Genomic DNA, 12953 nt, shown 5'->3' with positions numbered 1-12953 from the left:
CTTCCAGGAAACTCAGGCGTCGTCCTCTTCGTCCGTCAGGTCGAGCGTTTCGGCAGGCTGCACCGTGCTGACGGCGTGCTTGTAGGCAAGCTGGACGTAACCGTCACGCTCCAGCAACATGCAGAACAGGTCGAATGCGGCAATCTCCCCCTGCAGCATCACGCCGTTGACCAGGAACATTGTCACCTGCACCTGCGTGTCGCGGCACTTGGCGAGGAAAATGTCCTGCAATTGCCTGGACTTGCGTCCGCCATCGTTACCGGTGAACTGATCGACGTCCAGCTCCTGCCCCGGCATGATGGTGGAAATGGCGTGCTTGTAGACGAGCTGGCTTTGCCCGTCGCGGCGCAGCAGGATCGAGAAATTGTCGAACCAGGTAACGATGCCTTGCAGTTTCACGCCTTTTACCAGGAACATGGTCACCGGAATCTTGTTGCGGCGCAGGTAGTTGAGGAAGACGTCCTGCAGGTTCTGCGGGCGCTGCGAGGCTCCGCTCTTGTCGGTCGCAGCAGGCTCCGGCTTGGATCGGGGACGTGCAGAGAGGGTTCCGTCGGCCATTTAGCATGACTCCTGTTCTTGGTGCGGGGGCACATGCAGGCTTGGCGCATGGGCGCTATCCTGCCTGAAATGCTTCACGAAGGCGGGCGGTTCCGAACCAATCGGCCCGGGCCCAGGCGACCTATTCCTTGCCGTCCGGACGATCCGCCATGCCGAGCAGCTTGAGCTTGCGGTGGAGCGCGGAGCGTTCCATCCCGATGAAGCCCGCAGTACGCGAGATATTGCCCGAAAAGCGGCGAATCTGGATGCGCAGATATTGCCGTTCGAAGCTTTCGCGCGCCTCGCGCAGCGGCACCCCCATCAGCGGCGCGATCCCGTCGTCCCCGTCGGACGATGCCCCGGAGATTTCCGCGGGCAGCATGTCGGGCTGGATGATGCCCAGCTTGTCGCGCGGGGTGAGGATGATCGTGCGTTCGACCACGTTGCGCAGCTGGCGCACGTTGCCGGGCCAGTCGTAGGCCTGCAGCGCCGCCATCGCCTCGGGGCTGACCTCCGGCTGCGGAAGCCCCTGTTCGGCGGCGTAGCGGGCGAAGAAATGGGTGACGAGCGCGGGAATATCCTCGCGCCGTTCGGCCAGGCTGGGGATTTCCACCGGCACCACGGCGAGGCGGTAGAACAGGTCCTCGCGGAAGCGCTTGGCGGCGATTTCCTCTTCAAGGTTGCGCGCGGTGGAGGATACGACGCGCACGTCCACACCGATCTGCCGCGATCCGCCAACGCGTACGAAGCTCTGTTCGGTCAGCACACGCAGGATGCGGGCCTGCGTGCTTTCCGGCATGTCCGCGACCTCGTCGAAATAGAGCGTTCCCCCGTCGGCGTTTTCGAGCAGGCCGGGCCGCACCAGCTTCCCGTCCTGCTCCTCCCCGAACAGTTCGTGTTCGAACAGTTCGGGCGTAATGCGGGCGGAACTGACGGTGACGAAGGCCTGATCGGCGCGCGGGCTCCATGAATGCAGGAGGCGGGCGGCCACTTCCTTGCCGGCGCCCGCGGGCCCGGTGATAAGCACGCGGCTGCCGGTGCTGGCGACCCGCTTGAGCGTGGCGCGAACCGCGTTGATGGCGCTGGAATTGCCGGTGTATTCCTCCGACGAGGCGAAGCCTTCGCGCAGCCTGGCGTTCTCGCGCCTCAGCCGCTCGGTCTCGGTCGCCCGGTCGACGAGGTGGAGCAGGCGCTCGGCCTCGAACGGCTTTTCGATGAAGTCCATCGCCCCGCGGGAAATGGCCGACACCGCCGTGTCGATGTTGCCGTGGCCGGAAAAGATGATGACGGGCAGGTCCGGCTCGCGCGCCTTGATCGCGTCGAGCACTTCCAGCCCGTCCATCTGGCTGCCGTGCAGCCACACGTCGAGCAAGACCAGGCTGGGCCGCCGCTCGTCCATCATTGCGAGCGCCTTGGTGCTGTCGCCCGCGGTGCGGCATTCGTAGCCCTCGTCGCTCAGGACGCCGGCCACGAGTTCGCGGATATCCTGTTCGTCATCGACCACTAGGATGTCGAGCGCCATTCAGACTTCACCTTTCCTTGTATTCATTCCGCCGCCTCCGCGGTGCGCCGCTGCGATGCGGGATCGCGGGCGAAGCTCAGCGTCACGCGCGTGCCGCCGTCCGCCACTTGCGCCAGCTGCATCTCGCCGCCGTGTTCCTCGACGATCTTCTTGACGATCGCGAGGCCGAGGCCGGTGCCCTTCTCGCGCGTCGTGACATAGGGTTCGACCACCGCCGCGCCTTCCTTGGGCAGGCCGGGTCCGTTGTCGCTCACCGCCACGCTGACGTGATCCTCGGTCGAAGACAGCTCCACGGCAATACGACCGCGATAATCCGGTTCGGCCGTGCGGCTGCGCGCCTCGACCGCCTCGACAGCGTTCTTGAGCACGTTGGTAAGCGCCTGCCCCACCTGGTGCCGGTCGCAGGCGAGCAGCAGCGCGTCGCTGTCGGTTGCGAGGCCGAAATCGACTTCTGGATGCGCGACTTCCTGCAGGAACAGCGCCTGGCGGACCAGGTCGACCGCATCCTCGCTACGGAACACCGGCTTCGGCAACCGCGCGAAACTGGAGAATTCGTCGACCATCTTGCGCAAGGTCGCGACCTGGCGGACGATTGTGCCGGTCAGTTCGTCGAACAGCTCCACATCGGTTTCGATCTGCTTGCCGTAACGGCGGCGCAGACGCTCTGTGGCCAGCTGGATCGGGGTGAGCGGGTTCTTGATCTCGTGCGCGATCCGCCGCGCCACGTCCGACCATGCCGCCTGCCGCTGGTCGAGCAGCTGGCGGGTGATGTCCTCGAAAGTGATCACATGGCCTTCGCGGTCGCTGGCGAGCGTCACGGCGAGGGTCTTTAGCTCTCCGTCCTTCGAATATTGCACGAGGCCATTATGCAAGTTCGCTTCGCGCAGGGCCTCGATCTGCGGCGCCAGGTCGGCGAGGCTAGCACCCACCGGCGTCGGCCCCTGCTTGTCGAGCAACAGCTTCTGTGCCGAACCGTTCATGAGCTGCACGGTGCCCGCGTTGTCGACCGACAGCACGCCCGCGCTTACAGATTCCAGCACCGCTTCGATGAAGGCGCGGCGTTCGTCGAGCTGGGTGTTGGCACCGACCAGCTGGGTCGTCTGGCGCTCGATCTGCTCGGTCATGCGGTTGAAGGCGCGGTTGAGCAGGCCGATCTCGTCCGCCCCGCGCCGCCCTTCGACGCGTAAGGCGTAATTGCCCGCACCGACGCTGCGCGCTGCGGATACGAGGTCGGTCAACGGCGTAACCTGTCGGTCGGCAAAGCGCAGCGCGAACCAGATGGCGATGCCGACCAGCGCGAGGCTGACGAAGAACAGCGCGATGTTGAAATTCAATTGCAATGCTCGCGCTCGTCCGGCGAGCTCGTCATACGCTTCGACGACGTTCTGCGCGTTGTTGTACTGGCTAAGCGTGAGAATATCCGAAGTGCGGCCAGCGTAGAGGAAGAGGCCAAGTTCAAGATCGATGGCTGTAATCGCCTCGATACCCGTTTCGGTTGTGTCGGTGACTACGGTTTCGCCGCCCAGCAGCCGCTCGAAAGTGGGGCCCGAGATGCGCTGCCGCTCGTCCTCGTCCGGATCCACGATGGCGACGATGCGCGACACACCGTCTTCGCCCAGCTGGATGATCGCGCTTTCGCTCAATCCGCGGTTGAGGACCTGGAAGGAATAGCCCTCCTGGAATTCGGGCGAGGCGATCGAATATTGTGCGAGGTAGGAACGCAGGTCGTCCGCCATCGTGACGGTCTGGTTGGAGATATCGCGTTGGTTCTGGTCGTAATAGCCGCGCGCCAACTGGTTGGCGTTCTCCACCAGTCCGCGCGAGCGGTCGGAGAACCAGAATTCGACGCCGGACTGGAACAGGAAGCTGGCGAAGACCACGACCAGCAGGGTCGGCACGGCGGCGACCATCGAAAAGAAAAACACCAGCCGCGTGTGCAATCGGCCACCGCTGCCCTTCTGCCGCCGGATCGCCGCCCGCCGGCCGAGCAACACAAGCAGCGCGAGTGCCGGGATCAGCGTGCCGACGAGCAAGGTCGCGGCCTGTGCCGACGGGAGCACCTCGGCTTCCGGCGCACGGGACACGGCGACATAGCTGGCCCAGGCCATGACGATCAGCCCGACGAGCGCTGCGATTTCGAGGAGGAGGAACAGGTTCGCCTTGCGCGATGCCACGACCGCGCGGCGCCACCAGCGCGGCGTGCGCTTGACCGGCCGGGAGCCGCTCGGGTGCGAGGTGGCGTCCATCGTTGCGGCGTTACAACAACACTGTTGCATTTTTGCAAGGGTTAATGGGCGGCTATCCCTCGGATTCGGCGCAATCTCCGGCCTCAGGCAAAGCGGTCGGCATCGATGCCGAGGTCGACGATTCGCTTGCGCAGCGTGTTACGGTTAATGCCGAGCAGCTTGGCTGCCTGCAGCTGATTGCCGTTGGTGCTGCGCAAGGCATGCTCGAACAGCGGCACTTCGAAAGTCGCCAGCGCTCGGTGATAGAGCGCGCCCTCGGGCGGTCCCTCCCGCTCCAGCCAAGCGCCGATCGCCGCGGCGAAGCTTGTCTCGCCTGTGCCCGCAGTGCCGCCGGCTTTCGGTTCGCCGACGATCGGGCGCAGGGTGGCCACCTCGATCTCCTCCTCGCGGGCCAGCAAGGCCGCGCGCAGCATCGTGTTGCGCAGTTCGCGCACGTTGCCGGGCCAGTCGTGCGCGCTCAGCAGCTTCGCCCCGTCGGGCGAAAGCGTCCGCACGGGCAGGCCTTCGTCCGGTGCCTGCGCAAGGAAGTGGCGTGCGAGTTCCGGGATGTCTTCCCGCCGCTCCCGCAAGGGCGGCAGTGCTATGGGCAGCACGTTGAGGCGGTAGAACAGGTCCTCGCGGAACGTGCCCGCGCCGATCATGGGAGCAAGGTCGCGGTTGGTCGCCGCGATGATGCGGACGTCGACGGAAATCTCCTGCGCCCCGCCCACGCGCCGGATGCGGCCCGATTGTAGCGCACGAAGCAGACGGGTCTGCGCCTCCATAGGCATGTCGCCGATCTCGTCGAGGAACAGCGTGCCGCCGCTCGCCTGTTCGAACTTGCCTAGCTGGCGCGCCACGGCGCCGGTGAAAGCGCCTTTCTCGTGCCCGAATAGCTCGCTTTCGATCAATTCTGCCGGGATCGCTGCCATGTTGAGCGCCACGAAGGGCCCCGTGCGGCGATGGCCAAGCTCGTGAATCGCCTCGGCGACCAGCTCCTTGCCCGTCCCGCTCTCGCCGGTGACAAGCACGGTCAGGTCGTTGTCGAGCAGCCGGGTGATCAGCCGGTAGACGTCCTGCATCGCCGCACTGCGCCCGATCAGCGGCAGCTCCTGCGCCGGCCCCGAGGCCGCTTCGGTTCGCCCGCTTGCCGTGGCCGCCAGCCGCGCGGCGCGGGTCAGCTCGTCGATATCAAAGGGCTTCGGGAAATATTCGAAAGCGTTAGTCTCGCTGGCGCGCACCGCGGTGTCGAGTGTGTTCTGCGCGCTCATCACGATCACCGGCAGGTCGGGATGGCGTTCGCGCACCGCGTCAAGCGTGCCGATCCCATCGCCATCGCCCAGCATGATGTCGGTTACCATCACGTCGAAGCTGCCGTCCGCCAGCGCCCGGTCGCGCGCCGCCACGCTGTCGCAGGCGGTGACGGTGAACCCCTCCCCCTCCAGCGCGCTTTCGACGACGGTGGCGATGCCCTTGTCGTCTTCCACCAGCAGTGCCCGCATCAGCCGTCCTTTCCGGCGAGCGGCAGGTTGATGACGAAATCCGTCCGCCCTGCCGCCTCGTTTCTCTCGTGATAAATGCGCCCGCCCATGTCGCGCACCAGTTTTTTGACCAGGGCGAGGCCCAGCCCCTCACCGTCCGCCTTGCTGGAAACGAAGGGATCGAACACGTGATCGGATATGGCCGGGTCGATGCCGGGGCCGTTGTCGCACACCCGCACCTCCACGGGCAGGCGTAGCGGCCGCCCCAGCCGCAAGGCGCGCACGGTCATGCCACTGACAAAGCGGGTGCGGATGATGACGGTGGGCTCCGGCGTCTCGCGCAGGGCGTCGCGGGCGTTGGCAAGGAGGTTGAGCACCACCTGCACCAGGCTGTCCGCGTGGATCATCACTGGCGGGATGGAGGGATCGTATTCCTCCACCAGCGAGATACCCGGTGCGGTCGCCGTGAAGGTCTCGCGCGCCCGGTAAATCGGTTCGTGCACATTGCAGGGCGCAAGCTCCAGCGCCCGCTCGCTGCCGAGCGACTGCATGCGGTCGACCAGGCCGGCGATGCGATCCACTTCGGACGCGATCAGCGTGGTCAGTTTCATTTCGCTTTCCCCGAGCTTCTTGCCGAGCAGCTGCGCCGCGCCGCGAATGGCCGCGAGGGGGTTCTTGATCTCGTGCGCGAGGATGGCCGGGGCGCGGCCGGAATCCTCAAAACTGCCATCGTCCTTGCGCGCATCGGACAGGGTGACGACCCGCCAGCCGGGATGCGAGGCGAGCGGAGAGACGGTGAGGTTGATCAGTTGCCGCCGCTCCGACAGCTGCACGCCGATACGCCGCGCGGTCAGCTGGGTGTCGGAGGCGGCGAGGCGCTGGCGGATGGCCTCGTCGGACAGCTGCAGCACCTCTTCCAGCGGGCGGCCCGCCAGCCGTTCGCGGCTCTTGCCCAGCATGACCTCCGCCGCAGGGTTCGCCTCCGCAATCGCGCCCGAAGGATCGACCAGCAGCAGCGCGAAAATCAGCCCCGAAAGCTGCTCGGCCGGCGCGGGCCCCACGGTCATGCCGCGCGGCGGTGGAGGAAGGGGGTGTAGAAGCGCTCGATCTCGTCCAGCACGACTGCCGGATCGTCGATAAAGTTGGCCTTGTTCCGGAAGTCGGCCGATCCGTGCATGCCCTTGGTGTACCAGCCGAGGTGCTTGCGGGCGATCTTCACGCCCACATTGGCCCCGTAATGATCCAGCATGTCGCGATAATGTTCGACCAGCGTTTCGTACTGCTCGTCGAAACTGGGGGTTTCGAGGACCTGCCCGGTCTTCCACCAATGCATCACCTGGCCCAGGAGCCACGGCTTGCCATAGGCGCCGCGGCCGATCATCAGCCCGTCGGCACCCGATTGCTCCAGCGCGGTCGCCGCGTCCTGAATGGTGCAGATGTCGCCGTTGACGATGACGGGGATCGACACTGCTTCCTTCACCTTCCGGATGAAGGACCAGTCGGCGCTGCCCTTGTACATCTGGTTGCGGGTGCGGCCGTGGACCGTGATCATCTTGACGCCCAGGTCTTCTGCAATCCGGGCGAGTTCGGGCGCGTTCAGGCTGGCATGGTCCCAGCCCATGCGCATCTTGACCGTGACCGGAACATCCACCGCCTTGACCGTCGATTCCATCAGCCTGGTGGCCAGCGGGACTTCGCGCATCAGGGCACTCCCGGCGAGCTGGCCCACGACCTTGCGGACCGGGCAGCCGAAATTGATGTCGATGATGGCCGCGCCGTTGCCTTCCTGCAGCTTCGCGGCTTCTGCCATGCTGGCAGGATCGCAGCCGACCAGCTGCATAGACACCGGATCCTCGATCGGGGCCCATTCCGCCTTTTGCACTGACTGGCGCGTTTCGCGGATGGCGGCTTCGCTCGCGATCATCTCGGTCACGTTGAGCCCGCTGCCATACCGGCGCACGAGTGCACGGAACGGCCGATCGGTCACCCCCGTCATAGGCGCGAGCACCACGGGCGTGTCGATCGTGACCGGGCCGACCTGAATGGGCTTCAGCGGCGGAGGGGCGGGAATTTCGCTCATCGTGTTAACTGCTTAAAAGTCAGGCAGCGCCATAGTGCATTGCAGCAAATGCAGCAAGGCGGTAGGCGCTGCGCTGATGACGGGGGAATCCATGCCATTGCCGCCCTTTGCGGCCATCATTGTCGCTGCCGGCTCGGGCTCGCGCGCAGGACAGGCGCTGCCGAAGCAGTTTGCGGACTATCGCGGCAAGCCGCTGGTCGCCCATTCCGCCGAAGCGCTGGTCGATGCCGGGGCCAACCCGATCGTGATCGCCATTCCCAAGGGCGCGGAATTGCAGGCGATGACGGCGCTGGGCGATTTCCCGCAGATCCGCTTCGTGACCGGCGGCGCGACGCGGCAGCAGTCGGTCTACAACGCGCTGGAGGAGCTCGCCGAATTCGAGCCTTCGCTGGTGCTGATCCACGATGCCGCCCGCCCCGACCTGCCGCGCGACGTGATCGAGCGGCTGCTCAATGGCCTGCGCCAGCATCACGGCGCGATTCCCGTGCTGGAGGTCGTGGACACGCTGCTGCAGGCCGATGGCGACCTGATGGGAGAGACCGCGCCGCGCGGCACGATGCGGCGAGTGCAGACGCCGCAAGCGTTTCACTTCGGCTCCATCCTCGGCGCCCACCGCGGCTGGCCGGGCGAACCCGTGGCGACCGACGATGCGCAGGTGCTGCGCGAATCCGGGGGCGGCGTGGTACTCGTCGCTGGCGACGAGCGGCTGAAGAAAGTCACTTTCGCGGAAGATTTTGCCGAAACGCAGGTGAGCCAGCCCGCACCGGCCCCCGCGCCTGCACCTGTCCGGCGCGCGGCGGAGCAGCCACCCGTCCGCTTCGGCACCGGGTACGACGTCCACCGGCTGGAACGGGGCGAGTGCCTCGTCCTGTGCGGCGTGGAGCTGGATCACACGCACGGACTTGCCGGCCACAGCGACGCCGACGTTGGCATCCATGCCATCGTCGACGCGCTGCTCGGCGCGATTGCGGCGGGCGATATCGGCGATCATTTCCCGCCCAGCGACCCGAAATGGGCCGGCGCATCGTCGGATCGGTTCCTCGCGCACGCCTGCGACCTCGTCGGCAATGCGGGGTACAGGATTGCGAATATAGACGTCACGCTCGTCTGCGAGGCACCGAAGATCGGGCCGCACCGCCAGGCGATGCGGGAACGCCTCGCGGCGATTTGCGACCTCGATGTCGATGCCGTCAGCGTCAAGGCAACCACGTCCGAAGGATTGGGCTTCACCGGCCGCGGCGAAGGGATCGCCGCACAGGCCAGTGCCGCCGTGGTCCTCGGCTGATTAACAAGGATTCAAGCACATGAAGACACTTGCATTCGCTCTCGCCGCCTTTGCCGGCCTCGCCGCAACCCCCGCGCAGGCGCAGGACAAGGAGCTGACGGGCGAACAGGTCAGCGCGATGATCCGCTTCGCCATGCCGACACTGCTGGACACGACCTACACCAAGTGCGGCAACCGCTTCGCCGCCGACGGTTACATGCGCAGCAACCGCACGGCGCTGACGGCCAAGTTCACCGCCGGGTCGCAGGCGTACTGGCCGGCCGCCAAGAGCGGGCTGGAAAGCTTCGCCGGAGACGATGCGGGCCTGTTCGGTGCGATGCCCGACGACGCGCTCCAGCCCTTCGTTCTCGCCATGATCGGCCAGATGGTCGCGAAAGAGATCAAGCCGGATAATTGCGGTACGATCGAGAACATCATGCGCGAACTCGATCCGATGCCGGCGGATAATGTCGCGCGGCTGATCGGCACGATCTACCAGGCTGCCAGCAACGGCAAGGCACCGCGCCGCGGTTGATCCGATGGCTGACGATTCCTTGCTGCCCGAAGACATCGTCGCGCTGGCCCGGCGCGTCGTGGAGGAGAATGCGGCTGCCGGCCGCACGGTCGCGCTGGCCGAAAGCTGCACCGGCGGCCTCGTCGCTGCGGCGCTGACGGAAATCGCTGGCTCCTCCGCCGTGCTCGACCGCTCCTTCGTGACCTATTCGAACGAGGCCAAGATGGCCGAGCTCGATGTCAGCACCGACATTATCGAGGCATTCGGCGCGGTCAGCATCGCTTGCGTCTGGGCGATGGCCAAGGGCGCCCTCGCGGCGAGCGAGGCCGACGTCGCCGTGGCGATCAGCGGGATTGCGGGACCGGGCGGCGGGACGGAAGAAAAACCGGTCGGCACCGTCGTCTTCGCCAAGGCGGAGCGGGATGCCGAAGGCGACCCGATGGCCGAGCGCAAGCAGTTCGGCGACACGAGCCGCAGCGAAGTGCGACGTCAGGCGACGCTTTGTGCGCTGGAGCTGCTGCTGCCGTAAAGCTGGTCCGCGCGCGTTTCGAACGCGCCTACCAGCTTGCGGAAGGCCCGGTCGAAATACTGGCCCGCCAGCCGTTCGAACACCGGGTTGCGGAAGGCGAAGTCCACGCAGAAGTCGATTTCGCACTCGCCCGGCCCGATGTCGCGGAAACCCCAACGGTTGTCGAGATCGCGCAAAGGCCCGTCGATATAGTGGACGCGCAGCCATTCCGGCCGGTCCTTCTCCACCCGGCTGGTGAATTTCTCGCGGATCGCCTTGAAGCCCACGACCATGTCGGCGACCATTTCGGTCTCGCTGTCGGAGCGCACGCGGGTGGCGATCACCCACGGCAGGAATTCGGGATAGCGCTTCACGTCCGCCACGAGGTCGAACATCTGTTGCGCGCTGTAAGGCAGCCTGCGGGTCTCGCGAATGCCGGGCATCAGCGGTTAGCGCGAGCCAGCTTGTCCTCGCGCGCCTGCTTCATTTTCGCAAAGTCGTCGCCTGCGTGGTAGCTCGAGCGGGTGAGCGGGCTGGAGGCGACCTGCAGGAAACCCTTGGCCCGCGCGATCGCACCGTAGGCGTCGAACTGCTTGGGCGTGACGAAATCCTCGACCTTCGCGTGGCGCGGCGTGGGCTGGAGGTACTGGCCCATGGTGATGAAATCGATATCTGCGCTGCGCATGTCGTCCATCACCTGGTGCACTTCCAGCCGCTGCTCGCCCAGGCCCAGCATGATGCCGGACTTGGTGAAGATCATCGGGTCGTGGCTCTTCACCTCTTCCAGCAGCCGGAGCGAAGCATAGTAGCGCGCGCCCGGGCGGATGGTGGGATAAAGCCGCGGCACGGTCTCCAGGTTGTGGTTGTATACATCCGGCCCCGCTTCGCAGATCGCTTCCACCGCCGCGCGCATCTTGCCACGAAAGTCGGGCGTCAGGATCTCGATAGTGGTGTCCGGCGTCTCGCGCCGCAGCGCCTTGATCACCTTCACGAACTGGCCCGCGCCGCCATCGGGCAGGTCGTCGCGGTCCACGCTGGTGATGACGATGTGGTTGAGCCCCATCTGCGCCGCCGCGATCGCGGTATTCTCCGGTTCCATCGGGTCGACGATGCGCGGCATGCCGGTCTTGACGTTGCAGAAAGCGCAGGCGCGGGTGCAGACGTCGCCCAATATCATCACCGTGGCGTGCTTCTTGGTCCAGCATTCGCCGATGTTGGGGCACGCCGCCTCTTCGCACACGGTATTCAGGCTGAGGTCGCGCATCAGCTTGCGCGTCTCGTGATAGCCCTTGCTGACCGGAGCCTTCACGCGAATCCAGTCGGGCTTGCGCTGCCGCACGGGACGCTCTTCTGGGCGCTTTTCGGGCTGGGGGGCGGAGGCCAGGTCGTTCATGGGGGTCCATGTAGTTTGCCCACTTGCAAGTGGCAATGGCGCGGGGCAAGGCAGCAGCCATGAACACGACAAACGCGATGGACGAGCTTGTCGCCGGGTACCGGCGCTTCCACGAAACGGGCTATGCCGCAGAGCATGAGCGGTGGGCCTCTTTGAAAGAAGGCCAGTCGCCGCGCACGATGGTGATTTCGTGCTCTGACAGCCGCGTCGATCCGGCGCAGATCTTCGACGTATCGCCGGGCGAGCTTTTCGTGGTCCGCAACGTGGCCGCCCTCGCCCCGCCGTACGAAACCAGCCCCGGCCAGCACGGTGTGTCCGCCGCGCTCGAATTCGCGGTGCAGTTCCTCAAAGTGGAGCAGGTCGTGGTGATGGGACACGGCATGTGCGGCGGCTGCCAGGCGGCGCTGACCCGCGACCTTCACGGCAACGCGCTGGGCGAAGGCGGGTTCGTCGCCAACTGGGTCCACATGCTCGATGACGCGCGCGATCCGATCGCGGAGGAAATGGGCACCACCGGGCGCGACGCCGAGCGGGCGATGGAGCTCGCCGCAGTCAAGGTCAGCATCGCGAACCTGCGCAGCTTCCCCTACGTGAAGGAGAAAGAGGCCGCAGGCGAACTGGCCGTACGCGGCGCCTATTTCGCCATCACCGACGGCATCCTCTACCTGCTCGACGAAGACAGCGGCGAATTCCGGCCGGCGGCCGACTGATGGCCGAACAGACCCTCAAGAATATCGCGCTGTTGATTGACGCGGACAACACCACGCCGCAGGGCATCGACCCGGTCCTCACGGTCATGGCCGAGCTGGGGCAGGTCAACATCCGCCGCGCCTATGGGAATTTCGCCAAGGACAACCTATCCCGCTGGGACAAGATCACCAACAAATTCGGCATCCGCCCGCAGCAGCAATTCGACGTATCTAAGGGCAAGAACGCCACCGACATGGCGATGACGATCGACGCCATCGACCTGCTTTATCAGGGGAAGGTCGACGGCTTCGGCCTGATGACGAGCGACAGCGATTTCACCCCGCTCGTCACTCGGCTGCGGCAGGACGGCATCGTCGTCTATGGCTTCGGCGAGAAGAAGACGCCGGACGCTTTCAAATCGGTCTGCACGCGCTTCATCGATATCAACCAGCTGATCGCCAACAATGCGGACGACAAGCCGAACGGCAAGACCCCGCGCAACAAGCCGACCGACGACGACGACCTGATGGAGTTGATCGGGGCCGCCTACAAGGAAGCGAAGAAGGACCAGAACGGCTTCGCGAAGCTGCAGGCGGTGGGCCAGATCGCCGGCAATCGCTCCAGCTTCGACGTGCGCAACTACGGCTACAAGAGCCTGTCCGAACTCTTCGGCAGCCTCGACAATTTCGTGGTCGACCGGGACGACAGCAATCAGGTCCTGATCAAGCGCCTGCGCTAA

The 12953-nt window shown here is 65.6% G+C and carries 13 protein-coding genes; 5 read left to right on the top strand and 8 right to left on the bottom strand.

The window, feature by feature from the left end:
* Positions 1-12: 12 nt before the first annotated feature.
* From hfq to dusB, 6 genes are all read right to left on the bottom strand, one after another.
* On the bottom strand, positions 13-558 hold the full coding sequence (gene hfq, locus VCJ71_RS02270) for an RNA chaperone Hfq (RefSeq protein WP_324638762.1): 546 nt from the start codon (positions 556-558) through the stop codon (positions 13-15).
* A 121-nt stretch (positions 559-679) separates the two neighbouring features.
* On the bottom strand, positions 680-2059 hold the full coding sequence (gene ntrX / locus VCJ71_RS02265) for a nitrogen assimilation response regulator NtrX (protein ID WP_324638760.1): 1380 nt from the start codon (positions 2057-2059) through the stop codon (positions 680-682).
* A 23-nt stretch (positions 2060-2082) separates the two neighbouring features.
* Positions 2083-4305 carry a sensor histidine kinase gene (locus VCJ71_RS02260; RefSeq protein ID WP_324638758.1) on the bottom strand — a complete coding sequence of 741 codons (2223 nt, stop codon included), beginning with the start codon at positions 4303-4305 and terminating at the stop codon, positions 2083-2085.
* An 83-nt stretch (positions 4306-4388) separates the two neighbouring features.
* Positions 4389-5786 carry a nitrogen regulation protein NR(I) gene (gene ntrC / locus VCJ71_RS02255; RefSeq protein ID WP_324638756.1) on the bottom strand — a complete coding sequence of 466 codons (1398 nt, stop codon included), beginning with the start codon at positions 5784-5786 and terminating at the stop codon, positions 4389-4391.
* The gene (locus VCJ71_RS02250; RefSeq protein WP_324638755.1) at positions 5786-6832 is read right to left on the bottom strand and encodes a two-component system sensor histidine kinase NtrB; all 1047 of its coding nucleotides are present in this window, start codon (positions 6830-6832) and stop codon (positions 5786-5788) included. Before VCJ71_RS02250 ends, ntrC begins: the two co-directional genes overlap by 1 nt.
* Positions 6829-7845, bottom strand: a complete 1017-nt coding sequence (gene dusB, locus VCJ71_RS02245) for a tRNA dihydrouridine synthase DusB (RefSeq protein WP_324638752.1) — start codon at positions 7843-7845, stop codon at positions 6829-6831. The genes VCJ71_RS02250 and dusB overlap by 4 nt, the downstream gene beginning before the upstream one ends.
* Before the next feature lie 76 nt (positions 7846-7921).
* Here dusB and VCJ71_RS02240 point away from each other — a divergent pair, with 76 nt between their 5' ends.
* Genes VCJ71_RS02240 through VCJ71_RS02230 form a run of 3 tightly spaced genes read left to right on the top strand, consistent with a single transcriptional unit; the run spans position 7922 to position 10152 of the window.
* Positions 7922-9130, top strand: coding sequence for a bifunctional 2-C-methyl-D-erythritol 4-phosphate cytidylyltransferase/2-C-methyl-D-erythritol 2,4-cyclodiphosphate synthase (locus tag VCJ71_RS02240; RefSeq protein WP_324638751.1), 1209 nt, complete (start codon positions 7922-7924; stop codon positions 9128-9130).
* Positions 9131-9149: 19 nt separating this feature from the next.
* Positions 9150-9644, top strand: coding sequence for a hypothetical protein (locus VCJ71_RS02235; protein WP_324638750.1), 495 nt, complete (start codon positions 9150-9152; stop codon positions 9642-9644).
* Positions 9645-9648: 4 nt separating this feature from the next.
* Entirely contained in the window at positions 9649-10152 is a 504-nt protein-coding gene (locus tag VCJ71_RS02230) for a CinA family protein (RefSeq protein WP_324638748.1), read from the top strand.
* On the opposite strand, the gene VCJ71_RS02225 is transcribed toward VCJ71_RS02230, so the two are convergent.
* Positions 10113-10574, bottom strand: coding sequence for a type II toxin-antitoxin system RatA family toxin (locus VCJ71_RS02225; RefSeq protein ID WP_324638746.1), 462 nt, complete (start codon positions 10572-10574; stop codon positions 10113-10115). The genes VCJ71_RS02230 and VCJ71_RS02225 overlap by 40 nt on opposite strands.
* The gene (lipA, locus tag VCJ71_RS02220) at positions 10574-11524 is read right to left on the bottom strand and encodes a lipoyl synthase (RefSeq protein WP_324638744.1); all 951 of its coding nucleotides are present in this window, start codon (positions 11522-11524) and stop codon (positions 10574-10576) included. Before lipA ends, VCJ71_RS02225 begins: the two co-directional genes overlap by 1 nt.
* 59 nt (positions 11525-11583) lie before the next feature.
* Here lipA and VCJ71_RS02215 point away from each other — a divergent pair, with 59 nt between their 5' ends.
* Complete coding sequence (locus tag VCJ71_RS02215; RefSeq protein ID WP_324638743.1) at positions 11584-12234, top strand: carbonic anhydrase; 651 nt, start codon at positions 11584-11586, stop codon at positions 12232-12234.
* Positions 12234-12953 (top strand): NYN domain-containing protein, encoded by a 720-nt coding sequence (locus tag VCJ71_RS02210; RefSeq protein ID WP_324638741.1) that lies wholly within the window; start codon positions 12234-12236, stop codon positions 12951-12953. The genes VCJ71_RS02215 and VCJ71_RS02210 overlap by 1 nt, the downstream gene beginning before the upstream one ends.

Origin of the sequence: Pseudoblastomonas aquimaris (assembly GCF_035481675.1) — a bacterium.
Lineage (GTDB): Bacteria > Pseudomonadota > Alphaproteobacteria > Sphingomonadales > Sphingomonadaceae > Alteriqipengyuania_B.
Note: the sequence above shows the minus strand (reverse complement) of the source record. Positions and strands in the feature narration are given on the sequence as shown.

Coding starts and splice junctions, on each gene's coding strand:
- VCJ71_RS02250 (WP_324638755.1), bottom strand. CDS start 6,832: ATGACCGTGGGGCCCGCGCCGGCCGAGCAGCTTTCGGGGCTGATTTTC.
- VCJ71_RS02210 (WP_324638741.1), top strand. CDS start 12,234: ATGGCCGAACAGACCCTCAAGAATATCGCGCTGTTGATTGACGCGGAC.
- VCJ71_RS02230 (WP_324638748.1), top strand. CDS start 9,649: ATGGCTGACGATTCCTTGCTGCCCGAAGACATCGTCGCGCTGGCCCGG.
- VCJ71_RS02215 (WP_324638743.1), top strand. CDS start 11,584: ATGAACACGACAAACGCGATGGACGAGCTTGTCGCCGGGTACCGGCGC.
- VCJ71_RS02240 (WP_324638751.1), top strand. CDS start 7,922: ATGACGGGGGAATCCATGCCATTGCCGCCCTTTGCGGCCATCATTGTC.
- ntrX (WP_324638760.1), bottom strand. CDS start 2,059: ATGGCGCTCGACATCCTAGTGGTCGATGACGAACAGGATATCCGCGAA.
- VCJ71_RS02225 (WP_324638746.1), bottom strand. CDS start 10,574: ATGCCCGGCATTCGCGAGACCCGCAGGCTGCCTTACAGCGCGCAACAG.
- ntrC (WP_324638756.1), bottom strand. CDS start 5,786: ATGCGGGCACTGCTGGTGGAAGACGACAAGGGCATCGCCACCGTCGTC.
- VCJ71_RS02235 (WP_324638750.1), top strand. CDS start 9,150: ATGAAGACACTTGCATTCGCTCTCGCCGCCTTTGCCGGCCTCGCCGCA.
- dusB (WP_324638752.1), bottom strand. CDS start 7,845: ATGAGCGAAATTCCCGCCCCTCCGCCGCTGAAGCCCATTCAGGTCGGC.
- hfq (WP_324638762.1), bottom strand. CDS start 558: ATGGCCGACGGAACCCTCTCTGCACGTCCCCGATCCAAGCCGGAGCCT.
- lipA (WP_324638744.1), bottom strand. CDS start 11,524: ATGAACGACCTGGCCTCCGCCCCCCAGCCCGAAAAGCGCCCAGAAGAG.
- VCJ71_RS02260 (WP_324638758.1), bottom strand. CDS start 4,305: ATGGACGCCACCTCGCACCCGAGCGGCTCCCGGCCGGTCAAGCGCACG.